A 21,436-nucleotide genomic window follows, 5' to 3' on the forward strand; every position below is an offset into this window, starting at 1 on the left:
ACGAACGGGCCACCCCGATTTCAACAGTCGTCACCGGTCGGTTTCCGCCGCCACCCGGTCGCGGATCAGTACCCGCAGTTGCTCCATCGGGTCGCCGTCGCCCGCGCCGAGCCGGTTGCGCACCGCCGCCACCGTCAGGCCCAGCCGGGGGTACGCGAACGCGAGGCTGCCGCCGCTGCCGGCGGTGCCGAACGCGCCGTCGTCGTCGACCGCGTAGCCGAGGCCGAAGGAGAGTTCCTGCCCGAACACCCACTCCGGCGCGCGGACCGCGACCGCCGACACCTGCGCCAACCGGGCCGGGGAGATCAGCCGTACGCCGTCGACCGGGCCGAGCAGCGCCGCGTACATCCGGGCGGCGGCCCGGGCGGTGAGCGTGCCGACCGCCGGCACGTCGGCGCGCAGCACGTCGGGCCGGCTGCCGATCGTCGCGTCGGGGCGCACGGCGGGCGGCGCGACCTCGTCGAAGTGCGGCAGGTTCGCGGCGGCCCAGGTCATCGTCGCGGTCAGGCCGGCGTCCTCCAGCCGGGCCAGCCGGGACAGGTCCGCCGCCGGGACGGCGAGGAACAGCTCCCCGGTCACCCCGAGCGGCCCGGCCACCTCCTCGGCGAGCAGCCGCGAGACCGGCCGGCCGGTGACCCGCCGCAGCACCTCACCGACCAGCCAGCCGAACGTCCACGCGTGGTACGCCAGTCGCTCGCCGGGCGCCCAGCGCGGCACGGTGTCGGCGAGCAGCGCGCACATCCGGTCCCAGTCGGTGAAGTCCTGCGGGGTGATGTCGGCGGGCAGCGCGGGCAGCCCGGCGGTGTGGGTGAGCGCGTGCCGCAACGTGATCCGGTCCTTGCCGTGCCGGGCGAACTCCGGCCACACCTCGGCGATCGGCCGGTCCAGGTCGAGGTGGCCCTGCTCGGCGAGGACGTGCGCGACGGTGCTGGTGAGGCCCTTGCCGGTGGAGACGGCGTGGATCGGGGTGTCCGCGGTGAGCGGCCGGCCGGTGCTGGCGTCGGCGAGCCCGGCCTGCTCCTCGACGATCGGCACCCCGTGCAGGTACGCGGCCACCTGCACCCCGGTCTCCCGGCCCGAGCCGACCAGGTCGTCGAGCGTGGCGCGTACCTCGGCCCGCAGGCCGTCCCAGTCTCCGTCCATGATCGTGGACCCTGCCACGACACCGCCCGGCTGTCGCCCGTTTTCCCGGTGGCGCGGCGGGTGGCGCGGGCCGGGCCGGCCGGCGTACCCGGTAGGTTGCCGGCATGACGGAGGCGGCGACCAGGGTCGTGGAGATCTGGACCGACGGGGCGTGCAGCGGCAATCCCGGGCCCGGCGGCTGGGGCGCGGTGCTGCGCTGGGGTGGGCACGAGCGGGAGCTCTGCGGCGGCGAGGCGACGCCGACCACCAACAACCGGATGGAGCTGACCGCCGCGATCCGCGCGTTGGAGAGCCTCACCCGGCCGGTCACCGTGCGGCTGCACACCGACAGCACGTACGTGCGCAACGGCATCACGAGCTGGCTGGCGGGCTGGAAGCGCAACGGCTGGGTGACCGCCGCGAAGCAGCCGGTCAAGAACGCCGACCTGTGGCAGCGGCTGGAGGCCGCCTGCGCCCGGCACGACGTGACCTGGCTGTGGGTGAAGGGCCACAACGGACACCCGGAGAACGAGCGGGCCGACGGGCTGGCCAACCGGGGGATGACCGAGGCGCGGTCCGTCGGGGCCCGCTGACCGGACGGGTTGTGTCGACGTCCCTCGATCGGTAACGTTGCGGATCGGCACCGTCACGGAACGTCGCCCTCCGGAGGTTTCGCGTGACCGTCGCACCCCTCACCGAGTTACCGCTCTGGCCGCCGGTCAACCTCGACCGCGACCCACTCGTCCCGCTCGACGCCGACGAGCGCCGCCGCTTCACCGGGCCCGTCACCAAGGTCCGGCTGCCCACCGACGCCACCGCCTGGCTGGTGACCCGACACGCCGACGTGCGGGCCCTGCTGCGCCACCCCGGCTTCAGCGCCGACCTCTCCCGGCCCGGCTTCCCGCTGCTGCGCCGGCTGGCACCCGGAGCGCTCAGCGACCGACGCGGCGGCTTCATCCGGATGGACGGCGCGGAACACAGCCGGCTGCGCCGGATGCTGACCGCCGAATTCATGATCAAGAATGTGCGGCGGATCGAGCCCTTGATCACCGAGACTGTCGAGCGGGCCCTCGACGGGCTGCGCGACGCCGGCCCGCCCGCCGACCTGATCGCGCACTTCGCCCTGCCGGTGCCCTCGATGGTGATCTGCCACCTGCTCGGCGTCCCCTACGCCGACCACGACTTCTTCCAGGAGCGCAGCCGCACCCTCATCGACCGGGACGCCCCGCCCGACCGCGTCCAGCGGCACGTCCAGGAGTTGCGCGACTACCTGCACCGCCTGGTCGAGGTGAAGGTGGCCGCCGGGGACCGCACCGACGACCTGATCGGCCGGCTCGCCCGCGACCGGGTGGACACCGGCGAGCTGGCGGTCGACGAACTGGTCGGCATGGCCGTGCTGCTGCTCATCGCCGGCCACGAGACCACCGCCAACATGATCGGCCTGAGCACCCTGCTGCTGCTGCGCCACCCCGCCCGGTACGCGGCGCTGCGCGACGACCCCGGGCACGCCGACGGCCTGGTCGACGAACTGCTGCGCTACCTGAGCATCGTGCGCACCGGGCTGCCGAGGCTCGCCACCGAGGACGTGGAGATCGGCGGGCGGCTGATCCGGGCGGGGGAGGGGGCGATCGCGGTGCTCTCCCTGGCCAACCGCGACGGCGACGTCTTCGCCGCGGCGGACGCCTTCGACCCCTACCGGGCGGCGCAGCAGCACGTCGCCTTCGGCTTCGGGGTGCACCAGTGCATCGGCCAGCCCCTCGCTCGCGCCGAGCTGCGGATCGCGCTGGTGGCACTGGCCCGACGCTTCCCCCGGCTGCGTCCCGCCGTCACCACCCGCCGCCTGCCGACCCGGGACAGCTCCATCGTCTACGGGCTCGACGAACTGCCGGTGACCTGGTGACCGGGGCGACGCCGGTGCGCATCCGGGTGGACCGCGACCGCTGCTGCGGCTCCGGCAACTGCGTCCTCACCGCCCCCGACGTCTTCGACCAGGACGACGAGGACGGCCTGGTGCTGCTGCGCGGCACCGAACCGGCGCCGGACGCGCTCGACCGGGTCCGGCGCGCCGTCGACCTCTGCCCGGCCGGGGCGATCAGCCTGCACCCACCGCCCCGGCCGTAGCCCGCCTCACTCCTCCTCGGTCGCGTATCCCTCGACGGCCGGGTCGCCGGTGCCGGAGACGGCGTCGACGTCGTAGCCGGCCCGGCTCGTCTCCTGCGCGGAACGCCGCTCCTCGGCCGGCAGGTCGGCGAAGTCGTCGCCGGCGTCGTCGGTGGTGTGCAGGGAATCGCCCGGCGGCCGCAACGACGCCTCGTACGCGGTCGCGCCGTCGGGCTCGTCGTCGGCCGCCCGGCCGAAGGACTGTTCACTCGTCATGTGGCACTCCTGCCCGCCTCCGCCGGAGGCAAAACGCCCGCTCAGCGGCGGGCGTCCGGGTGGGTCGGCATGGACGAGCCGCCGGAGCTGCTGCCCGACGCGCCGCCGGCCATCCCGGAGCCGTCGTCCTCGGTCACCTCGTCCGGCTTCGGCGCACCCCGCTGCGGCGCCGGTACGTCCGTGTCCGCCTCCACCTGGACCAGCCGGGCCTGGCCGGCCTCGTCCTCGGCGTGTGCCGGATCCACCGGCTGCTCGCCGTCGCGCGCCCGATATCCCACCTGCCCCGCCTCCCGTCCGTGCCGGTCCGCCCGCTTTCCCGGGTGACCCGCGCCGAAACGCGCCGTCCGGCTGTCCTCCCGGGCGACCCGCGTGGCACACGCCGTCCGGCCACCCGCGCCGGCCGCGCGCCGCGACAGGGCCGAAGCGGCCCGGCCCGGCGCGGTGCCGGGCGACGGTGTCGGGGTGAGCCAGTTCAGCGTCGGCGCGGGCGCGCCGGCCTGCCGCCGGCCGGGCGTCCGCCGGCGGACCCGCCGCGAGACGCCGGAGCCCGTCGGGCCGGGGTGACGGTGAGCGACCAGTGCGCCGGGCGGCGCAGGCGCGGCGGCAGGGCGGTGGACCGGTCGCCGCGGGCCGCGTCGAGCTGCGACTGGTGCACGAAGAGGCACCGCCCCAGGTCCGCCCCGCGCAGGTCCGCGCCGCGCAGGTCCGCGCCGGTCAGGTCGGCCGCGCCCAGGTCCACGCCGCGCAGGTCGGCGCCGATCAGGCAGGCGCCGCGCAGGTTCGCCCCGGCCAGTCCGGCCCGGCGCAGGTCGGCCCCGATCAGCACCGCCCCCCGCCGGTCGCTGCCCGCCTCGTCGGCCCGGGCCAGCTCGCCCGCCCGCGACAGCAGCCGGTTCACCCGGTCGCGGTGCCCGTCGACGTCCACCGCGAGCAGGTCCTCCGGGGTGCCGTCGGTGAGCCGTCCGGTCTCGGTGAGCGCGGCGGTCAGCTCGTCGCGCAGCGCGCCCGGCGGGGTCAGCGCGAGCGCCTCGGTCAGGTACCAGAGCAGTTCGTGCAGCGGTCGCAGCACCGCGAAGCTGTCGAACATCCGCCGGGCGACGGTCGGATCGTCCCGCCAGTCCCGCCCGCCGAAGGTGCCATGGGACAGGTGCTGGCCCGCGCCGAAGCAGTCGAACACGGTGCAGCCGGGGAAGCCGCGCTGGCGCAGCTCGCGGTGGATGCCGCAGCGGGAGTCGGCGCCCAGGTTGGGGCAGGGCCGGCCGGCGGGCTTGTCGATCGCGAAGTCGGCGGAGGCGGCGAAGGCCGGCGCGACGCAGCAGATGCCGAAACAGCGGGTGCAGTCGGCCGCCAGCTCGTGGCCGGTGTCGGCCACCGGCCGCTGCTGCTCCGTGTCGGACACGTCGTTCCCCTCGTCACCGTCTGTCCGGTCGCCCTGCCGGACCGGCCCTCCATTGTCCGCCCGGGTCGCCGGGGGCCCGCCGCCGGGTACGCCGGCCGTTCCGGCCGGGGGCCTGCGCCGGCTCCGTACGGTGACGGTGACCGGAGGAGGCGGCATGGACGAGGAGGCCCGGGAACAGGCCCTGCTGACCGCCCTCACCACCGAGCACGTCGTGCTGCAGACCTCCCGCAGCACCATCATCGCCGAGTTGCTGCTCGGGCTCGGCGTCACCCTGCTCACCGGCCTGTGGGGGCCGGCGCCGGGCCCGGCGACCGCAATCGGCCCGGTGGTGGCGTTCGCCACCCAGATCGATTACCTCAACCGGATCTCCGTCACGCTCAACCGCTGAGCCGCGCCGCGGCGCCCGGATCCCGGACCGCCGCGGCGCGGGGACGCTCAGAAGTCGAACAGCGCGGCGGTGCCGTGCCGCAGCAGGCAACGGTTGTCGAAGCTGCGGGCGTACGCGACCGGCCGGTCCTGCCAGAAGCCCACCGCCCGCACGGTCAGCGGGGCGTACACCTCGATGCAGGGGGAGGGGTCCACGCTCAGCGCGTCGAGGTCCCCGTCGACGCGGGCGACGAGCCGGCAGGCGGTCGTCGGGTCGGGGTGCAGTCCACCCGCCGGCCCGCAGGTCAGCACGGTGGCCCGGGGCGCACCGACGCCGTCGTCGACGGTGAGCAGCAGGACCGAGGGCAGCTGCGGTCCGGGTCGGGGCGCCGCGGCGGCCGGCCGGGCGGCGGCGGACGTGGCGAGTACGCCGAGCGCGGCGGCGAGAGCCAACGCGGCGGTACGTCGGGCGAAGGGCATGGTGTGTCCTTCCGTCGGGCCCCGGGGTCGGGGCCGGTGACGGCCCGGGCGTCGTGCGATCCGGGCCGACGAGAACCCTAGGTGCACGGTGTGAACGCGAAGCGTCACCGATTTTTACGTCGTCCGGCGCCGCCGGGCCGGCCGGCGCGCTGATCCCCGGTAATGCCCGAACGGCTGACAACCGGAGCGACACCTCGCTCCGGCGCATTTCCGATCCGTCGGGAAAACTGCCTGGAACGGTTGACAACCGAACTGCGCCGTTATTGCAACGAGTCATTTCGTCAACGCGATCGTTGTCAATTCCGACAACCGGAACGGCCGTTACCGGAACGATTCCGAAGCCGGTTGTGGAACGGTTTACCGTCGGGGCACGGACGTATTCGGCACCGTCGGGAGGGCTCGGCATGAGCGACCTGTCCCACCCACCGTCACTCACCACACCGGGCGAGCCGGCGACCCCGGCACCGGCCGTCCCCGAGGTCGTCACGCCGCCTGTCGGGGACCGCCGGGACATCGTCGGCAGGTCACCCAACCAGCTCGCCTGGCGGCGGCTCAAGCGGGACCGGACCGCCCGGGTCAGCGCGCTGACCCTGCTCGTCGCCGCCGTGGTGGCCCTCGGCGCACCGCTGCTCGGCCGGCTCACCGGAATCGACCCGACCGACAAGTTCGTCGATCGGCTCAACGATTTCGGAATGCCCATCGGGTACGCCGGCGGCATTTCCGCCCGGCACTGGCTCGGGCTGGAACCGGGCAGTGGCCGCGACATCCTGCTGCAACTGGTCCACGGTCTGCGTACCTCGTTGTTCATCGCCTTCGCCTCGGCGTTGCTGGCCTCCTTCGTCGGGGTCACCGTGGGGGTGCTCGCGGGCTGGGCCCGGGGCTGGCTCGACGGCCTGGTCAACTGGCTGATCGACCTCACCCTGGCGTTCCCGTTCCTGATCTTCGCGCTGGCGGTGATCCCGATCCTGGAGGACCGGTTCTACTCGGCGCGGGAAGCCCCGTCGCCGGCCTTCCGGGTCGCCCTGATCGTGGCCACCTTCGGCCTGTTCAGCTGGACGTACACCGCGCGGCTGGTCCGCGGCCAGGTGATCTCGCTGCGCGAGCGGGAGTTCGTCGACGCCGCCAGGGCCGCCGGCGCCGGCACCGGGCACATCCTGTTCCGGCAACTGCTGCCGAACATCTGGGCGCCGATCCTGGTCACCGTCTCGCTGAACGTGCCGCAGTTCATCGCCATCGAGGCCGCCCTCGCCTTCGTCAACGTCGGCGTCACCGAACCCACGCCCGACCTCGGCCGGATGATCTACAACAGCATCGGCTACGTGGCGAGCGACCCCTGGTACACCCTGTTCCCCGGATTGACGATCTTCCTGCTGGTCCTGGCGTTCAACCTGCTCGGTGACGCGCTGCGCGACTCGCTGGATCCCCGGTCGACCCGGTAACCCCCGACCGACGACACGTCCGGCCGGCGGGGGCCGCCGGGCGGGAAGGGAGCACCACCGTGCCAGCACGAACCCGGACACTGACCGGTGTCCTCGCCGTGGCGACGCTGGTCGCCGCCGGTTGCAGCCCCACCACCGACACCGGCGGGGGCGGCGACGAGAAGACCAAGACCCAGACCGGCTCCATCTCCTACCAGGCGGCCGACAACCAGGGCCCGGCCAGGGCGGTCGACGGGGCCGCCGCCGGCGGCACCGTCACCGTCATGCAGAACTCCGACTTCGAGCACCTCGACCCGGCCCGCAACTACGTCAACGTGCAGCAGGTGACCGGCGGACTGCTCTACCGGTCGCTCAACGGCTACAAGGAGGACGGCAGCGGCAAGCTGCTGCTCGTCGGCGACCTGGCCACCAACCCCGGCAAGGACGTCGACAACGACTGCAAGGTCTGGGAGTTCACCCTGCGCGACGGCGTGAGGTACGAGGACGGCTCCCCGGTCACCAGCAAGGACGTCGCGTACGGCATCGCCCGCTCGTTCGCGCCGAACCTCAACGAGGGACCGCACTACATCCAGCAGTGGCTCTACCCGGGCGGGGCGTACAACGCGAAGTACCAGGGGCCGTACAACGGTGGGAGGGCCGCGCCGGACGGCATCGAGACGCCCGACGACCGGACCATCCGGTTCACCTTCCCGCAGCCGCACTGCGACCTGCCGTACGCGGCGGCGCTGCCCACCACCGCCCCGGTGCCGGCGGCCAGGGACACCCGGGCCAACTACGACCTGCGGCCCTTCTCCTCCGGGCCCTACAAGGTGAAGTCCTACCAGCGCGACGTCGCGCTGGAGCTGGAGCGCAACCCGAACTGGGACCCGAGGACCGATCCGCTGCGCAACGCCTACCCGGACACCGTCCGGATCACCTTCGGCCTGGAGCAGGCCCAGATCGCCGAGCGTCTCGTCGCCGACGCCCCGGCCGACCGGGCGGCGCTGAGCTGGACCGACGTGCCGCCGGCCGTGCTGCCCCGGACCACCGCCGCCGGCGTGGCCGAGCGGGTGGTGAAGGGCCCGACGCAGTACACCTGGGTGCTGAGCATCAACACCCAGCGGGTCACCGACCTGACCGTGCGCCGCGCGCTGAACTACGCGGTGGACAAGGACGCCGCGCTCAAGGCCCTCGGCGGACAGGCGGCCGGTACGCCGGCCACCACGCTGATGTCGCCGACCACGGCCGGCTGGCAGAAGTACGACGTGTTCCACGCCCCGGTGACCGGTGACAAGGCCAAGGTCACCGAGCTGCTCGGCGGCAGGCGCCCGAAGCTGGTGCTCGCCCACTCCAACACCGAGCTGCGTACCCAGCAGGCCGAGGCGATCCGCAAGAACCTCACCGACATGGGCTTCGACATCGTCATGAAGCCCATCGACAACAGCAGCTACTACGACGAGATCGGCCGGAAGAACAACCCGTACGACCTCTACATGAGCGGCTGGGGCTCGGACTGGCCGACCGGCTCCACCGTCATACCCCCGGTCTACGACGGGCGGGAGATCGTGGCCGAGGGGAACAACAACGTCTCGTACCTCGACGAGCCGGCGGTCAGCGCCGAGATCGACCGGGTCCGGGCCCTGCCGGCCGCCCAGCAGGACGCCGGGTGGACAGCCCTGGACGAGAAGATCATGAAGGAGTACGCGCCCGTGGTGCCCTGCTACTACGACGCCGCGTACGAGCTGCACGGCTCCCGGGTCGGCAACGCGTTCCTCAGCGACGCGTTCGGCGTCATCTCGCTCAACGGCATCTACGTGAAGAAGTGACCGCGCGTGGGGGCGGCCCGCGCCGGCCGCCCCCACCGTCCACCGGGGAGGTGTTCCGTGTTCCGTTTCGTGCTCCGGCGGCTGCTCGTGGCCGCGGTGACCCTGGCGGTGATCAGCCTGGTCACCTTCGGTCTCTTCTTCGCGGTGCCGAGCAGCCCGGCCAAGGTGATGTGCGGCAAGAACTGCACCGCCGAGGACATCGCCCAGGTCGAGCAGCGGCTCGGCATCGACCAGCCGCTGCCCCGCCAGTACGCCGACTTCGTCACCGGCATCGTCGCGGGCCGCACCTACGGCTCGGGCGACTTCCGGCAGGAGTGCCCGGCACCCTGCCTGGGCTACTCGTTCCGCAACAACCAACCGGTCACCGAGATCATCACCCAGCGCGCCCCGGTGACCTTCAGCATCGTCCTGGGCGGGGCGGTGCTCTGGCTGGCCCTGGGCGTCTCGCTGGGCATGGTCTCGGCGCTGCGCCGCGGCACCGCCCTCGACCGGGCCGCGATCGGCGTCACCCTGGCCGGGGCGTCCATGCAGGTCTACTTCTTCGGCCTGATCCTGCTCTACCTGCTCGTGTACGCGACCGGGCTGCTGCCGTTCCCCGACTACACCCCGCTGACCGAGGACCCGCTGCGCTGGGCGCAGGGGCTGCTGCTGCCCTGGATGACGCTCGGTTTCCTCAACTCCGCCCTCTACGCCCGGCTGTCCCGGGCGCAGATGCTGGAGACCCTGTCGGAGGACTTCGTCCGGACCGCCCGGGCGAAGGGCCTCCCGGCCCGCCAGGTGCACCTGCGGCACGCGCTGCGGGCGGCGATCACCCCGATCGTCACCATCGCCGGCCTGGACATCGGCACCAGCCTCGGCGGCACCTTCATCACCGAGACCATCTTCGGCCTGCAGGGGCTGGGCAAGGCCACCGTCGAGGCGGTGCAGTTCCTGAACCTGCCGGTGGTGATGGCCACCGTCCTGCTGGCCGCCGTGTTCATCGTGGTCGCCAACATCGTCGTGGACGTGCTCTACGCGGTCATCGACCCGCGGGTCCGGCTGGGCTGAGGGAGGTATCGACATGGTGCAGCGTGCGGAGCAGGACCCCTACCTGCGGGTGCGGGATCTGCGGGTGCGGTTCGACACCGAGGACGGGGTGGTCCGGGCGGTCGACGGGGTGTCGTTCTCGGTGGCGCGGGGTCGCACGCTCGGGATCGTGGGGGAGTCGGGTTCGGGTAAGAGTGTGACGTCGTTGGCGATCCTGGGCCTGCACGGCGCGAGGCGCACGACCGTCTCCGGGGAGATCTCGATCGGTGGCCGGCAGTTGGTCGGGCTGCCGGAGGAGGAGGTGCGTCGGCTGCGGGGCCGGGACATGGCGATGATCTTCCAGGATCCGCTGTCGGCGTTGCACCCGTACTACACGGTGGGGCGGCAGATCGCCGAGGCGTACCGGGTGCACCACCCGAGGGCCGGTCGGCGGGAGGCGCGTACCCGGGCGGTGGACATGCTGGACCGGGTGGGGATTCCGCAGCCGGCGCAGCGCTACGAGCAGTATCCGCACGAGTTTTCGGGTGGGATGCGGCAGCGGGCGATGATCGCGATGGCGTTGGTCAACGACCCGGATCTGTTGATCGCCGACGAGCCGACCACGGCGTTGGACGTGACGGTGCAGGCGCAGATCCTGGACCTGTTGGCCGATCTGCAGGCGGAGTTCCATTCGGCGGTTGTGTTGATCACGCATGACCTGGGGGTGGTGTCGCAGGTCGCTGACGACGTGCTGGTGATGTACGGGGGGCGGGCGGTCGAGCAGGGCAGTGTGGCGCAGGTGTTGCGGTCGCCGCAGCATCCGTACACGTGGGGGTTGTTGTCGAGCGTGCCGTCGTTGCACGGTGACGCCGACGCGGACCTGGTGCCCATCAAGGGCAACCCGCCGTCGCTGATCAACCTGCCGTCGGGGTGCGCGTTTCATCCGCGCTGCCGCTACGCGGGGCGCACCGGCGACCGCTCCCGCACCGAGGTGCCCGAGCTGCGGGCGACCGCCGAGCCGGGCCACGACGTGGCCTGCCACCTGCCGGAAGCCGCCCGGCAGCGCATCTTCCGCGAGGAGGTCGGCGCGGTGGACCCCCGGTCCGGCGGCGTCGACCTCGCGTCGGGTGAGAGGAGACCGTCATGACCACGGTGGACGATGTGACCGGGCCGGCGGGCACGGCTGCCGTCACGACCGAGCCGTTGTTGCGGGTGCGGGGGCTGACGAAGCACTTCCCGGTGCGTGAGGGTTTCCGGGCCACGGGTGCGGTACGGGCGGTCGACGGGGTCGACGTCGACGTGCGTGCGGGTGAGACGGTGGGCCTGGTGGGGGAGTCCGGCTGCGGTAAGACCACCACGGGTCGGATGCTGGTGCGCCTGCTGGAACCCACCGCCGGCAGCATCGAGTTCGCGGGTCGGGACATCACCCGGGCCAAGGGTCGGGCGTTGCGGCCGTTGCGGCAGGACCTGCAGATCATCTTCCAGGACCCGTACGCGTCGTTGAACCCCCGGCACACCGTCGGGCGGATCGTGGCGATGCCCCTGGAGGTCAACAACATCACCCCACCCGGCGGGGTCCGCGCCCGGGTACAGGAGCTGCTGGAACTGGTCGGGTTGAACCCGGAGCACTACAACCGCTACCCGCACGAGTTCTCCGGCGGACAACGCCAACGCATCGGTATCGCCCGCGCGCTCGCGCTGCGCCCGAAGCTGATCGTGGCCGACGAACCCGTCTCCGCCCTGGACGTCTCCATCCAGGCGCAGGTGGTCAACCTGCTGCGCCGGCTGCAACGCGACCTGGACCTGTCGTTCGTGTTCATCGCCCACGACCTGGCCGTGGTCCGACATTTCTGCCACCGCGTCGCCGTCATGTACCTGGGCAAGGTCGTCGAGATCGGCGACCGCGACGACATCTACCACCGCCCCCAGCACCCCTACACCCGCGCCCTGCTCTCCGCGGTCCCGGATGTCAACACCCTCGGCCCCGCCGGCCGCATCCGCCTCACCGGCGACGTCCCCACCCCCCTCAACCCACCCTCCGGCTGCCGCTTCCGCACCCGCTGCTGGAAAGCCCAGGACCGCTGCGCCACCGAAGAACCGGCACTCGTGCCCCGCGACGGCGGCGCGCAGGCCACCGCCTGCCACTACCCCGAGCCACGTCCGGCACCCGACCCGTCGAGCTGACCCACGACAAGCCGGGGGCGATCGCGCCCGGCGCGGGGATCACGCCTCATCACCCGCGCCGGGCGGGGCCGACCGGAGGCGGGTGTAACCGCCCCGGGCCCGGGTAGCCGGGCCGAATGGACCTGGTCGAGGAGACGCCGTACCGGTTCCGCATCGACCGGCGCGACCCGATGCGGGTGCCGGGCGTCGTCTTCGCCACCCGGTCGCTGCTGCCCGACGTCGACGCCGACCGGTCCCTGGACCAGGTGGCGGACGTGGCCACCCTGCCCGGCATCGTGACCGCCTCGTACGCCATGCCGGACGTGCACTGGGGCTACGGCTTCCCGATCGGCGGGGTGGCCGCCACCGACGTCGCGGACGGCGGCGTGGTGTCGCCCGGCGGCGTGGGCTTCGACATCTCCTGCGGGGTCCGGCTGCTCGCCGCCGACCTGGACCGGGCCGCGCTGGGTCCCCGTCTCGACGCGCTGCTGGACGGCCTGGGCGAGGCCACCCCGCGTGGCATGGGCACCGGCGCGGTGTGGCACCTGGCCGACCGCGCCGAACTCGACGCGGTGTTGCGCGGCGGCTCCCGGTACGCCGTCGAGCGCGGCTTCGGCGTGCCCCGGGACCTGGCCCGCTGCGAGGACGGTGGCGCGGTCGACGACGCGGACCCCGCGCAGGTGAGCGAGCGGGCGGTGCAGCGGGGCGCCGGGCAGGTCGGCAGCCTCGGCTCCGGCAACCACTTCCTGGAGGTGCAGGCCGTCGCGGAGGTCTACGACGAGCCGGTCGCGGCCGCGTTCGGGCTGGCCGCCGGCCAGGTCTGCGTCATGATCCACTGCGGGTCGCGCGGGCTCGGCCACCAGATCTGCACCGACCACGTACGGGCGATGGAGCGGGTGATGCCCGGGTACGGCATCCAGGTGCCGGACCGGCAGCTCGCCTGCGCGCCGGTGTCGTCGCCCGAGGGGCGCGCGTACCTGGGGGCGATGGCCGCCGCCGCCAACTACGCCCGGGCCAACCGGCAGCTGCTCGCCCACGCCGCCCGCCAGGTCTTCCGCCGGGTCACCGGCGGTGAGCTGGCGCTGGTGTACGACATCTCGCACAACCTCGCCAAGATCGAGACACACGACGTCGCCGGCGCGCCCCGTCGGCTCTGCGTGCACCGCAAGGGCGCCACCCGGGCCCTGCCGCCCGGGCACGACGACCTCCCCGACGACCTGCGCCCGGTCGGGCAGCCGGTGCTGATCCCCGGCTCGATGGGCACCGGCTCGTACGTGCTGACCGGCGTGACCGGCGCGCCGGCCTGGGCCTCCACCTGCCACGGCGCGGGCCGGACGCAGAGCCGCAAGCAGGCGACGAAGGCGGTCCGGGGCCACGACCCGCGCCAGGAGCTGGAGGCGCAGGGCATCGCGGTACGGGGCGCCTCCCGACGCGGGCTGGCCGAGGAGATGCCGGCCGCGTACAAGGACGTCACCGCGGTGGTGGCGGCGGCCGAGGGGGCGGGGCTGTGCCGCCGGGTGGCCCGGCTGGTGCCGCTGGGCGTGGTTAAGGGCTGAGCCGCTCACACGTCGAGGGTCACCGCGCAGGACCACCCCGGCCCGTCCGGGCCGAAGCGCAGCTCGTGCAGGGAGACCGCCTTCGGCACCGCGCCGACCAGCTCCACCCGGTCGGTGCCGGTGGTCCACCAGCGCACCCGCAGGCCCCCGTCGTCGGTGGCCTGCACCTCGCCGCGCAGCGGCAGCGTACCGGCCGTCTCCAGCCGGAAGATCACCTCGTCGAGGACGCCCACCAGCAGGTCCGCGTCGTCGCCCGGCGGCACCGCGAACACCGCCTCCCCGTCGGGGCGGACGCCGGTGGCGTCCACGAAGGTCGCCACCAGCGCCGTGACCCCCTCCGCGAGGCAGCCCTCGCGGTCCGCCGCCCACGCCTCGACGCGTACGTCGGCGGTGTGCGGGACGGTCCGGTGACCCCGCGGTGGTCGGGCGTGCATGCACCGATCATGCCCCGCGACGGTCGGCGGCCCGGCGGGTTCCGTCGCACCCGCCGGTTAGGGTGCCGGCATGATCGCCGATGAGTCCGACGCCGTCACCGTCACCTTCCTGAGCATGATGCGCGCCGCCGTGCGCGCCGAGCCGGCCGGCGCGGACACCCTGGGCCGCACGGTCGAGCTGGCGCGTCGCTGGTGGGGCAGCGGTGACGCGGGCGACGCGCAGCTGGCGACGGCGCTGCGCACCCTGCACGCCGACACCGACGACGCGCAGCCCGCCGCCGATGCGGCACGGCGCACCCTGCCGAGCGACGCCGACGAGGCCGTGGCGCTCGGTGCCGAATGCGGCCGGCCCGAGCCGGGCGAGCGCTGACCGGACACCGCGGACGGTCCTGCCTCGGTACGGTGACCCGATGAAGATCACCAAGTGGACCCACGCGTGCGTCCGGATCGAGCACGAGGGCCGGGTCCTGGTCATCGACCCGGGCACCTGGAGCGAGCCGGCGGCCCTCGTGGGTGCCGACGCGGTGCTGCTCACCCACGAGCACACCGATCACGTCGACGTGCTGCGGCTGGCCGGTCTGGGCGTGCCGGTCTTCGCGCCGAAGGGGGCTCGGCTGCCCGGCCCGGTGCCGCTGGAGGTGACCCGGGTGACGCCCGGCGAGCGGTTCGACGCCGCCGGCTTCCCCGTCACCGCCGTCGGCGGCCGGCACGCGCTGATCCACGACGGCCAGCCCGACTGCGCCAACCTGGGGTACGTCGTCGACGACGCCCTCTACCACCCGGGCGATGCGCTGGCGCTGCCCGACCGGCCGGTGCGGACGCTGCTGCTGCCGGCGCAGGGCTCCTGGTTGAAGCTGACCGAGGCGATCTCCTTCGCCACCACGATCGGCGCGGACCGGACCGTCGCGATCCACGACGCGCAGCTCAACGACCGGGGCCTGGCGAGCGTGCACGGCTGGTTCGGCGAGACCGTCCCCGGCTACCGTCCGCTCGCCCCCGGCGAGACGCTCTGACCGACGCGCACGTCGAACGCCGGCGCGTCGGCGGTGAGCACCGCCGTCCGCGACGGTCACGGCGGGCAGGACCCCGCAGGACAGCTCGGGGAAGGTCGGCCAGACCTGCGGGGAGTGCCGGACGCGCACGGGAGTTTCCTAACGGGCGGTGAGGGCCAGGCCGAGGCCGAGGGCGAGGAAGCTGCCGGCGAAGCCGTGCCGCAGCGCGGCGGTCAGCCGGGGTCGGGCGAGCACCCGGTGCCGCAGCGCCCCGGCCGACGCGGCGAACCCGGCGAAGACCAGCAGCGTGGTGAGGACGAAGACCCCGCCGTGCAGCAGCATCCGGCTGGTGGCGGCCGGACTGTCCGGCGGCACGAACTGCGGCAGGAAGGCCACGAAGAAGACCGTCACCTTGGGATTGAGCAGGTTCACCACCATGCCGTGGCGGACGATCCGGGCGGTCGACGGGGCGGGCCGGCCGTCGTCGATCCGCAGCGCGCCGCGGTCCCGCAGCGCGGCGACGGCGAGCCAGAGCAGGTACCCCACGCCCAGCCAGGTGACCACCCGGTACGCCGGGGTCCCGGCGCGCAGCAGGGCGGCGAGCCCGGTGACGGCGACGGCCAGGTGCGGCAGCAGGCTGACGGTGCCGCCGAGCGCGGCGGCGAGGCCGGCGCGGCGGCCCGAGGCCAGCGCGGTGGAGAGCGTGTACAGCACGCCGGTGCCCGGCGTGAGCACCACGACCAGCGTGGTCAGCAGGAAGGCGATGGTCATGCGCTCCAGCCTGCGACCATAATGGCCCGGTGGACAGGGCCATAACGGCACCGACGGGGAAGTCCATAACGACCGGTGCCGACTTCCTCCAGCTCGACGTGACCGACGCGCCGCCGGGCGGCCGCGCCGACTGGCTCGCCACGCGGCTCCGGGCGGCCATCGCCGACGGTCGGGTGCCGGTGGGAGCTCGGCTGCCGGCCAGCCGGGTGCTCGCCGTCGAGCTGGGCGTGTCGCGGGGCGTGGTGACCGAGGCGTACCAGCGGCTGGCCGAGAGCGGGCAGGTCGCCGGCCGGGGCCGGGCCGGCACGGTGGTGCTGGCCGGTCCGGCCGGCGTGGTCGCCGGCGTCCCCACCCCCGCCCCGGCGCCGGAGCTGTTCGCCGCCCGCCCCGGCGTGTCGGTCTTCGACGCGCTGCGCGCCGCGCCGGCCGAGCTGGACCTGACGCCCGGCGTACCGGACCTGGCCGCCTTTCCCCGCGCGGCCTGGCTGCGGGCCGAACGCGCGGTGCTGCGCCGCCTCACCCCGGCCGACTTCGGCTACGGCGACCCCACCGGCACGCCCGCGCTCCGGCGCGCCGTGGCCGCCTGGCTGGGCCGCAACCGGGGCATCCGGGTCGACCCGGCCGAGGTGGTGGTGGTCGCCGGCGTCTCCCAGGCGCTCGGCCTGCTCGCCCAGGTCCTGCACGACCAGGGTGTGCACACCGTGGCGGTGGAGGACCCCTCGTCGCTCGGCGTACGGCAGCACCTGCACAACTGGCGGCTGGACACCCCGCCGGTGCCGGTCGACGCGCACGGCCTGCGCGTCGACCGGCTGGCGGCCGCCGGTGCCCGCGCGGTGCTGGTCACCCCGGCGCACCAGTTCCCGACCGGCGTGGTCCTCGACGGCGAGCGGCGCCGCGCGCTGCTCGGCTGGGCCGAGCGCGGTGGCCTGGTGATCGAGGACGACTACGACGCCGAGCACCGCTACGACCGCCCCCCGGTGCCGGCCCTGCGCGGCACGCTGCCGGAGCGGGTCTGCTACACCGGCAGCGTCTCCAAGCTGCTCGCCCCGGCGCTGCGAATCGGCTGGCTGCTGGTGCCACCCCGGTGGCACACCGCCCTGGTGGACGCCAAGCGGATGGCCGACCTCGGCAACGCGGCGCTGCCCCAGCTGGTGCTGGCCGAGCTGATGACCTCCGGCGCCCTGGAACGCCACCTGCGGATGCTGCGCCGCCGGCACGTCCGTCGCCGCGACGCGATGCTGCGCGCGGTCCGGGAACAGCTGCCCGGGGCCGTGGTGCACGGCGCCGCCGCCGGCCTGCACCTGCTGGTCACCCTGCCCGACGAGGTGGACGACGTGGCGGTGGCGGCGGCCGCGTTGCGGCGCGGCGTCAAGGTGCACCCGCTCGCCTGGCACGGCCAGCGACGCCAGCCGCCCGGCCTGGTCCTCGGCTACGCCGCCACCCCGACCGGCGACCTGGAGCGCGCCGTCGCCGAGCTCGGCGCCGCCCTGCGCGAGCTGACCTGACCTCGGGCCGCCGTCGACCGGTTGACCCGGCGGTGCGGTGGGCAGGAAGTGGAGGAACGGGGGTGCGCAGATGGTCGCGGAAGCAGTCGTCCGGTCCGACGGTCCGGGTCCCGCAACGGACCCGGGGCGCGCCGTGCTCGCCCGCTACACCGCCACCGCCGTGCTGGTCCGCCTCGCCGACGAGGGCGCCCGGGTCGCGCTGGTGCTGCTCGCCGTCGAGCACACCGGCGGCGCGGGCTACGGCGGCCTGCTCGTCGCCGCGCTGATGGTCCCGCACGTGGTGGCCGGCCCGGTGGTCGGCATGATCGCCGACACGGTACGCCGACGGCGGCTCTTCTACTGCCTGGCCCTGCTCGGCTTCGCCGCCGCGCTGCTCGGCGCGGCGCTGTCGGCCGCCGCCTCGCGGGCGCTCACCGTCGTCCTGGTGCTGCTGGCCGGGTGCCTGGCACCGGTGATGCTCGGCGGGCTGACCGGCCTGCTGCGCGACCTCGCGCCGCGCCGCCTGGACACCGCCTTCGGCCTGGACGCCACCTCGTACAACCTGGCCGGCATCGCCGGCCCGGCGATCGCGGCGGTGGTCGCCGGACGGTGCGGCGCCACGGTCGCCACCGCGGTGCTGACCGGCCTGGTCGCACTGGGCGCGCTGGTGCTGTGCACCCTGCCGGTCGCCGACCGGCCGGTCAGCGCCCGGCACCCGGCCGCCCGGCCCCGCCCGACGGCCGCGGTGCCGCTGCTCTGGCGCCGACCCCGGCTCGGTGCGGTCACCCTGGCCAGCAGCGTCGGCTATCTCGGTGTCGGCGCCCTGCCGGTGGTGGCGGTGCTGCTCGCGGCCCGCCTCCACGACACCGCGTACACCGGCTGGTTGCTGACCGCGTCCTCGCTCGGTGGTCTGGCCGGCTCCCTGTGGTACGCCCGCTTCCCGGTACGCGCGCACCCGCCCGAGCGGGTGGTGACCGTCGTGCTGGCCCTCATGGCGGTGCCCTTCGCGCTGGTGGCGTTCGCGTCGTCGCCGGTGCTGGCGCTGGCGCTGTTCGTCCTGGTGGGGCTGCTGAACGGGCCGCTGTTCTGCGCGGTCCTCGCCGTCCGCGACCGGGAGGCCCCACCCGGGGTGCGGACGCAGGTGATGACGCTGGGCGCCGGCCTGAAGACCACCGCGGCGGCGGCCGGGGCGGTCCTCGCCGGGGCCGCCACCGGCCTCGGCGCGGGCCCCCTTCTGCTGGGGGTGGCGGCCTGCCAGGTGCTGGGCGCGGCCGGCGGGGCGGTGCTGCTGCGCCGGGCCGGCCGTCAGCCCGGTGCCGGCCCCTCGTCGCCGGGGCGCGACGGCGCGCGGTAGAGCGTCGCGAGCCGCGCGGCGGTGTCGGCGAGCCGTTCGCGCAGCGGGGCGGGGGAGAGGACCTCCACCTCGGCGCCGAGCCGGAGCAGGTCGCCGTGGGCGTGGGTGAGCGACTCGACGGGGATCACCGCCCACACCCAGCCGGCCGCGTCCGGCGGGCCGGCGCTGGCGTCCACCGCCGCGACCACCGCGTCGGCGGCGATCTCGCGCAGCCGGTCCCGACCGGCGGGGGAGAGGCGGATCGTCGCCTCGTCGCGGTGCAGCCGGGCCCGGAAGCCGACCACGTGCGCCCGCCACCAGCCGGGCAGGTCGAACCCGGGCCGGTCGAACGACTCGTCCAGCGGGGTCAGGTCGAGGATCTGGTTGATCCGGTAGGTGGCCGGCTCCGGCCGGTCGGGGCGGGCGGCGACGACGTACCAGCGGCCCCCCTTGAGCACCAGCCCGTACGGTTCGAGGACCCGGCTCACCTCCCCGCGCCAGCTGCGGTAGCGCACCCGGATGCGGTGCTGCCGCCACACCGCCTCGGCGGTGGGGGCCAGGTGCGGTGACGGGTCACCGTCGGAGTACCAGCCCGGCGTGTCGAGGTGGAAGCGTTCCTGGAGCCGGGTGGCCCGGTCGGCGAGCGGATCGGGCAGCGCCGCCCGCAGCTTGCGTTGCAGGCTCGACACCACCGACTGGTAGCCCAGCTCGGCGGCCGGGCCGGGCAGCCCGGCGAAGAGCAGCCGGTCGGCCTCCTCGGTGGTCAGCCCGGTCAGCCGGGTCCGCCACCCGTCGACGAGCCGGTACCCGCCGGCGTGCCCGGCGGAGCCGTAGAGCGGGATGCCGGCGGCGTGCAGCGACTCCACGTCGCGGTAGATGGTGCGCACCGACACCTCCAGCCGCCGGGCCAGGTCGGTGGCGGTGAGCCGGCCGTGCGACTGGAGCAGCAGCAGGATGGACAGGAGACGACTGGCCCGCACTCTGCTGACAGTAGCTGTCAGGGAAGTGCTCCTACCGTCCCGGCATGACCTTCCAGGACAAGGAGTTGACCGTGCCGGGGCCCGTCGAGGTGGGCGGCCGGCACGTCAAGCGCTACCACGTCGACCAACCCGACCGTCGCCTCGAACCGGCGGTGGTCGAGGCCGCCTACGCGTACCTGCCGCACCTGCTGCCCGAGCCGGACGGCACCCCGGCGGCGGGCTGGGTGGTGCTGCACCGGGGCGCGGACACCGGCGCGTACCTGCTGGCGTACAGCTGGTTCTTCGACAACGTGGTGCAGTGCCGGATCGCGGTCGCCGGCCAGCCCGCGCTGGACTGCCCGGACGACGACCCGACGCACTTCGTGCCGCTGGCGCAGCCGGGGGTGGGCTGCGTCTGGGAGCTGGGCGTGCTGGAGCACGAGCGGGCCGCCTGGATCCGGCACGTCCTCGCCCCCGACGCACCGGACCTGGCCGGCTATCTGGCCGACAGCCGGGCCGAAGGGCCGGTGGGTCGGTGATGGGGGACTTCGACTTCTTCGTGGGCACCTGGGACGTCACCAACCGGCGGCTTCGCGAACGGCACGTCGGCAGCGACGACTGGGACGTCTTCCCGGGCGTCTCGGTGGCCCGCTCGTTCTTCGACGGCGCCGGCAGCTTCGACGAGATCCGCTTCCCGACCCGGGGCTTCTCGGGCTCGACGGTGCGTCTGCGCGACCCGGCCACCGGGCTCTGGTCGATCTACTGGATGAACAGCTCGCGCGGGGTGCTGGAGTTGCCGCCGGTGGTGGGCCGGTTCGTCGACGGGGTGGGCACCTTCTACGCCGACGACACCGACGAGGGCCGGCCGGTGCGCTGCCGTTTCCGCTGGTCGGTGCGCAACGCCGACTCGTGCCGGTGGGAGCAGGCGTTCTCGACCGACGGCGAGCGCACCTGGGAGACGAACTGGATCATGGAATTCACCCGGGCCGCTCAGGCCGGCGGCGGGGAGGTGCTCCGGTAGATCGCGGTCAGCCAGACGTCGAGCAGCACGTCGACCACGTCCCGCTCGGCCACGGCCGGCCCGTCACCGGCGAAGGTGGCGTACCAGACGCGCTCGTTCATCGAGTTCAGCGCGATCGCGAGGTCCCGGGCGGGCAGCCCGTCCGGGGCCGCGCCGCGCCGCCGCTCACCCTCGATCGCCGCCTCGACCGCCCGTACCCAGCGTTCCAGCACCTCGGCCCAGAGCCGGCGGACCTCGGCGTTGGTGCCGCGTACCTGCGCGCAGGCCAGCACCAGCGCGCGGTGGCCGCCGAAGGTGGCGTGGAACCGGGCGATCAGCTCCCGCCAGCGGGCCCGCGGGTCCTCGGCGAGCCGGTCCAGCACGTCGCCCGCCGCGAGGTTCGCCTCCCCGGTGACCCGATCGAGCAGGCTCAGCAGCACCGCGTCCTTGGACGGGAAGTAGAAGTAGAACGTGGGCCGGGAGATGCCCGCGCCGCGGGCCAGGTCGTCGATCGAGATGTCGCCGAAGGCGCGCTCCTGCAACAGCCGCTCGGCGGTGGCGAGGATGGCCGTCTCCCGGTCGTCGCCGGTGGAGCGGGCCGGTCGCCGCCCGCGCGTCGGCGTGGCCACGGCCGGCGTACGGGGGGAGGTCATGTCGGCTGATGCTACACCCGGTCGACACGGTGTCGATTCCAGTCGACAGGGTGTTGACCCGGGTCGACGGTGGTGGATAAGGTCCGGTCGACCGCCACC

Annotated in this window: 25 protein-coding genes; 16 read left to right on the forward strand and 9 right to left on the reverse strand. The window is 74.3% G+C overall.

Annotated features, from left to right (window positions below; translation table 11 throughout):
• Window positions 1-30 precede the first annotated feature (30 nt).
• Complete coding sequence (locus tag GA0070611_RS07410; protein WP_091659714.1) at window positions 31-1,143, reverse strand: serine hydrolase domain-containing protein; 1,113 nt, start codon at window positions 1,141-1,143, stop codon at window positions 31-33.
• Between the two features lie 104 nt (window positions 1,144-1,247).
• Between GA0070611_RS07410 and rnhA the strand changes: the two genes are divergently transcribed.
• The 3 genes from rnhA (at window position 1,248) to GA0070611_RS07425 (ending at window position 3,243) form a co-directional block, all read left to right on the forward strand.
• Window positions 1,248-1,715, forward strand: coding sequence for a ribonuclease HI (gene rnhA / locus GA0070611_RS07415; RefSeq protein WP_091659718.1), 468 nt, complete (start codon window positions 1,248-1,250; stop codon window positions 1,713-1,715).
• A gap of 83 nt (window positions 1,716-1,798) precedes the next feature.
• Entirely contained in the window at window positions 1,799-3,022 is a 1,224-nt protein-coding gene (locus GA0070611_RS07420) for a cytochrome P450 (protein ID WP_091659722.1), read from the forward strand.
• Window positions 3,019-3,243, forward strand: a complete 225-nt coding sequence (locus tag GA0070611_RS07425; protein ID WP_407940415.1) for a ferredoxin — start codon at window positions 3,019-3,021, stop codon at window positions 3,241-3,243. The genes GA0070611_RS07420 and GA0070611_RS07425 overlap by 4 nt, the downstream gene beginning before the upstream one ends.
• 6 nt (window positions 3,244-3,249) lie before the next feature.
• Here the strand turns inward: GA0070611_RS07425 and GA0070611_RS07430 are convergent, their stop codons facing one another.
• The 3 genes from GA0070611_RS07430 to GA0070611_RS07440 all read right to left on the reverse strand — a co-directional run bounded on the left by GA0070611_RS07430 (window position 3,250) and on the right by GA0070611_RS07440 (window position 4,870).
• On the reverse strand, window positions 3,250-3,498 hold the full coding sequence (locus GA0070611_RS07430; RefSeq protein WP_091659725.1) for a hypothetical protein: 249 nt from the start codon (window positions 3,496-3,498) through the stop codon (window positions 3,250-3,252).
• 41 nt (window positions 3,499-3,539) lie between these two features.
• Window positions 3,540-3,776, reverse strand: coding sequence for a preprotein translocase YidC (locus GA0070611_RS07435; RefSeq protein ID WP_091659732.1), 237 nt, complete (start codon window positions 3,774-3,776; stop codon window positions 3,540-3,542).
• A 194-nt stretch (window positions 3,777-3,970) separates the two neighbouring features.
• Complete coding sequence (locus GA0070611_RS07440) at window positions 3,971-4,870, reverse strand: pentapeptide repeat-containing protein (RefSeq protein ID WP_091672611.1); 900 nt, start codon at window positions 4,868-4,870, stop codon at window positions 3,971-3,973.
• A 181-nt stretch (window positions 4,871-5,051) separates the two neighbouring features.
• Between GA0070611_RS07440 and GA0070611_RS07445 the strand changes: the two genes are divergently transcribed.
• Entirely contained in the window at window positions 5,052-5,285 is a 234-nt protein-coding gene (locus tag GA0070611_RS07445; RefSeq protein WP_091659735.1) for a hypothetical protein, read from the forward strand.
• 47 nt (window positions 5,286-5,332) lie between these two features.
• Here the strand turns inward: GA0070611_RS07445 and GA0070611_RS07450 are convergent, their stop codons facing one another.
• Window positions 5,333-5,743, reverse strand: a complete 411-nt coding sequence (locus GA0070611_RS07450; RefSeq protein ID WP_091659738.1) for an SSI family serine proteinase inhibitor — start codon at window positions 5,741-5,743, stop codon at window positions 5,333-5,335.
• Window positions 5,744-6,147: 404 nt separating this feature from the next.
• On the opposite strand from GA0070611_RS07450, the gene GA0070611_RS07455 reads away from it, so the two are divergent.
• From GA0070611_RS07455 to GA0070611_RS07480, 6 genes are all read left to right on the forward strand, one after another.
• Window positions 6,148-7,182 carry an ABC transporter permease gene (locus tag GA0070611_RS07455; protein ID WP_091659740.1) on the forward strand — a complete coding sequence of 345 codons (1,035 nt, stop codon included), beginning with the start codon at window positions 6,148-6,150 and terminating at the stop codon, window positions 7,180-7,182.
• 59 nt (window positions 7,183-7,241) lie between these two features.
• Window positions 7,242-8,987, forward strand: coding sequence for an ABC transporter substrate-binding protein (locus tag GA0070611_RS07460; protein WP_091659743.1), 1,746 nt, complete (start codon window positions 7,242-7,244; stop codon window positions 8,985-8,987).
• Between the two features lie 57 nt (window positions 8,988-9,044).
• Entirely contained in the window at window positions 9,045-10,034 is a 990-nt protein-coding gene (locus GA0070611_RS07465) for an ABC transporter permease (RefSeq protein ID WP_091659746.1), read from the forward strand.
• 13 nt (window positions 10,035-10,047) lie between these two features.
• Window positions 10,048-11,139, forward strand: coding sequence for an ABC transporter ATP-binding protein (locus GA0070611_RS07470; protein ID WP_091659749.1), 1,092 nt, complete (start codon window positions 10,048-10,050; stop codon window positions 11,137-11,139).
• The gene (locus GA0070611_RS07475) at window positions 11,136-12,176 is read left to right on the forward strand and encodes an ABC transporter ATP-binding protein (protein ID WP_091659752.1); all 1,041 of its coding nucleotides are present in this window, start codon (window positions 11,136-11,138) and stop codon (window positions 12,174-12,176) included. The genes GA0070611_RS07470 and GA0070611_RS07475 overlap by 4 nt, the downstream gene beginning before the upstream one ends.
• A 116-nt stretch (window positions 12,177-12,292) precedes the next feature.
• Window positions 12,293-13,711: an RtcB family protein gene (locus GA0070611_RS07480; protein WP_091659755.1), complete on the forward strand. Its 1,419-nt coding sequence runs from the start codon at window positions 12,293-12,295 to the stop codon at window positions 13,709-13,711.
• Window positions 13,712-13,716: 5 nt separating this feature from the next.
• Here the strand turns inward: GA0070611_RS07480 and GA0070611_RS07485 are convergent, their stop codons facing one another.
• Entirely contained in the window at window positions 13,717-14,145 is a 429-nt protein-coding gene (locus GA0070611_RS07485) for an archease (RefSeq protein WP_091659760.1), read from the reverse strand.
• Between the two features lie 70 nt (window positions 14,146-14,215).
• On the opposite strand from GA0070611_RS07485, the gene GA0070611_RS07490 reads away from it, so the two are divergent.
• Together GA0070611_RS07490 and GA0070611_RS07495 are read left to right on the forward strand one after the other, a co-directional pair.
• The gene (locus GA0070611_RS07490; RefSeq protein ID WP_091659765.1) at window positions 14,216-14,515 is read left to right on the forward strand and encodes a hypothetical protein; all 300 of its coding nucleotides are present in this window, start codon (window positions 14,216-14,218) and stop codon (window positions 14,513-14,515) included.
• Window positions 14,516-14,555: 40 nt separating this feature from the next.
• Window positions 14,556-15,158: an MBL fold metallo-hydrolase gene (locus GA0070611_RS07495; RefSeq protein WP_091659768.1), complete on the forward strand. Its 603-nt coding sequence runs from the start codon at window positions 14,556-14,558 to the stop codon at window positions 15,156-15,158.
• A 138-nt stretch (window positions 15,159-15,296) separates the two neighbouring features.
• Here GA0070611_RS07495 and GA0070611_RS07500 read toward each other — a convergent pair whose 3' ends face one another.
• Entirely contained in the window at window positions 15,297-15,908 is a 612-nt protein-coding gene (locus tag GA0070611_RS07500) for a LysE family translocator (RefSeq protein WP_091659771.1), read from the reverse strand.
• Window positions 15,909-15,937: 29 nt separating this feature from the next.
• Between GA0070611_RS07500 and pdxR the strand changes: the two genes are divergently transcribed.
• Window positions 15,938-17,413, forward strand: coding sequence for a MocR-like pyridoxine biosynthesis transcription factor PdxR (gene pdxR, locus GA0070611_RS07505; RefSeq protein WP_091659775.1), 1,476 nt, complete (start codon window positions 15,938-15,940; stop codon window positions 17,411-17,413).
• 70 nt (window positions 17,414-17,483) lie between these two features.
• A complete protein-coding gene (locus GA0070611_RS07510; protein ID WP_091659778.1) occupies window positions 17,484-18,746 on the forward strand; it encodes an MFS transporter in 1,263 nt (420 codons plus the stop codon).
• On the opposite strand, the gene GA0070611_RS07515 is transcribed toward GA0070611_RS07510, so the two are convergent.
• Window positions 18,698-19,705: a helix-turn-helix transcriptional regulator gene (locus GA0070611_RS07515; protein WP_091659781.1), complete on the reverse strand. Its 1,008-nt coding sequence runs from the start codon at window positions 19,703-19,705 to the stop codon at window positions 18,698-18,700. The genes GA0070611_RS07510 and GA0070611_RS07515 overlap by 49 nt on opposite strands.
• A 44-nt stretch (window positions 19,706-19,749) precedes the next feature.
• Here GA0070611_RS07515 and GA0070611_RS07520 point away from each other — a divergent pair, with 44 nt between their 5' ends.
• Together GA0070611_RS07520 and GA0070611_RS07525 are read left to right on the forward strand one after the other, a co-directional pair.
• Window positions 19,750-20,223, forward strand: a complete 474-nt coding sequence (locus tag GA0070611_RS07520) for a hypothetical protein (protein WP_091659785.1) — start codon at window positions 19,750-19,752, stop codon at window positions 20,221-20,223.
• Window positions 20,223-20,705: a hypothetical protein gene (locus GA0070611_RS07525; RefSeq protein ID WP_091659788.1), complete on the forward strand. Its 483-nt coding sequence runs from the start codon at window positions 20,223-20,225 to the stop codon at window positions 20,703-20,705. The genes GA0070611_RS07520 and GA0070611_RS07525 overlap by 1 nt, the downstream gene beginning before the upstream one ends.
• On the opposite strand, the gene GA0070611_RS07530 is transcribed toward GA0070611_RS07525, so the two are convergent.
• Window positions 20,675-21,337: a TetR/AcrR family transcriptional regulator gene (locus GA0070611_RS07530; protein ID WP_091659793.1), complete on the reverse strand. Its 663-nt coding sequence runs from the start codon at window positions 21,335-21,337 to the stop codon at window positions 20,675-20,677. The two genes, GA0070611_RS07525 and GA0070611_RS07530, sit on opposite strands and share 31 nt — an antisense overlap.
• Between the last annotated feature and the right edge of the window lie 99 nt (window positions 21,338-21,436).

Source organism: Micromonospora auratinigra (genome assembly GCF_900089595.1).
Lineage (GTDB): Bacteria > Actinomycetota > Actinomycetes > Mycobacteriales > Micromonosporaceae > Micromonospora > Micromonospora auratinigra.

Excerpts from the sequence above, each read along its gene's own strand:
- GA0070611_RS07410 (WP_091659714.1), bottom strand. The coding sequence starts at position 1,143 with ATGGACGGAGACTGGGACGGCCTGCGGGCCGAGGTACGCGCCACGCTC.
- rnhA (WP_091659718.1), top strand. The coding sequence starts at position 1,248 with ATGACGGAGGCGGCGACCAGGGTCGTGGAGATCTGGACCGACGGGGCG.
- GA0070611_RS07430 (WP_091659725.1), bottom strand. The coding sequence starts at position 3,498 with ATGACGAGTGAACAGTCCTTCGGCCGGGCGGCCGACGACGAGCCCGAC.
- GA0070611_RS07445 (WP_091659735.1), top strand. The coding sequence starts at position 5,052 with ATGGACGAGGAGGCCCGGGAACAGGCCCTGCTGACCGCCCTCACCACC.
- GA0070611_RS07450 (WP_091659738.1), bottom strand. The coding sequence starts at position 5,743 with ATGCCCTTCGCCCGACGTACCGCCGCGTTGGCTCTCGCCGCCGCGCTC.
- GA0070611_RS07455 (WP_091659740.1), top strand. The coding sequence starts at position 6,148 with ATGAGCGACCTGTCCCACCCACCGTCACTCACCACACCGGGCGAGCCG.
- GA0070611_RS07470 (WP_091659749.1), top strand. The coding sequence starts at position 10,048 with ATGGTGCAGCGTGCGGAGCAGGACCCCTACCTGCGGGTGCGGGATCTG.
- GA0070611_RS07475 (WP_091659752.1), top strand. The coding sequence starts at position 11,136 with ATGACCACGGTGGACGATGTGACCGGGCCGGCGGGCACGGCTGCCGTC.
- GA0070611_RS07480 (WP_091659755.1), top strand. The coding sequence starts at position 12,293 with ATGGACCTGGTCGAGGAGACGCCGTACCGGTTCCGCATCGACCGGCGC.
- GA0070611_RS07485 (WP_091659760.1), bottom strand. The coding sequence starts at position 14,145 with ATGCACGCCCGACCACCGCGGGGTCACCGGACCGTCCCGCACACCGCC.
- GA0070611_RS07490 (WP_091659765.1), top strand. The coding sequence starts at position 14,216 with ATGATCGCCGATGAGTCCGACGCCGTCACCGTCACCTTCCTGAGCATG.
- GA0070611_RS07495 (WP_091659768.1), top strand. The coding sequence starts at position 14,556 with ATGAAGATCACCAAGTGGACCCACGCGTGCGTCCGGATCGAGCACGAG.
- GA0070611_RS07500 (WP_091659771.1), bottom strand. The coding sequence starts at position 15,908 with ATGACCATCGCCTTCCTGCTGACCACGCTGGTCGTGGTGCTCACGCCG.
- GA0070611_RS07510 (WP_091659778.1), top strand. The coding sequence starts at position 17,484 with ATGGTCGCGGAAGCAGTCGTCCGGTCCGACGGTCCGGGTCCCGCAACG.
- GA0070611_RS07520 (WP_091659785.1), top strand. The coding sequence starts at position 19,750 with ATGACCTTCCAGGACAAGGAGTTGACCGTGCCGGGGCCCGTCGAGGTG.
- GA0070611_RS07525 (WP_091659788.1), top strand. The coding sequence starts at position 20,223 with ATGGGGGACTTCGACTTCTTCGTGGGCACCTGGGACGTCACCAACCGG.
- GA0070611_RS07530 (WP_091659793.1), bottom strand. The coding sequence starts at position 21,337 with ATGACCTCCCCCCGTACGCCGGCCGTGGCCACGCCGACGCGCGGGCGG.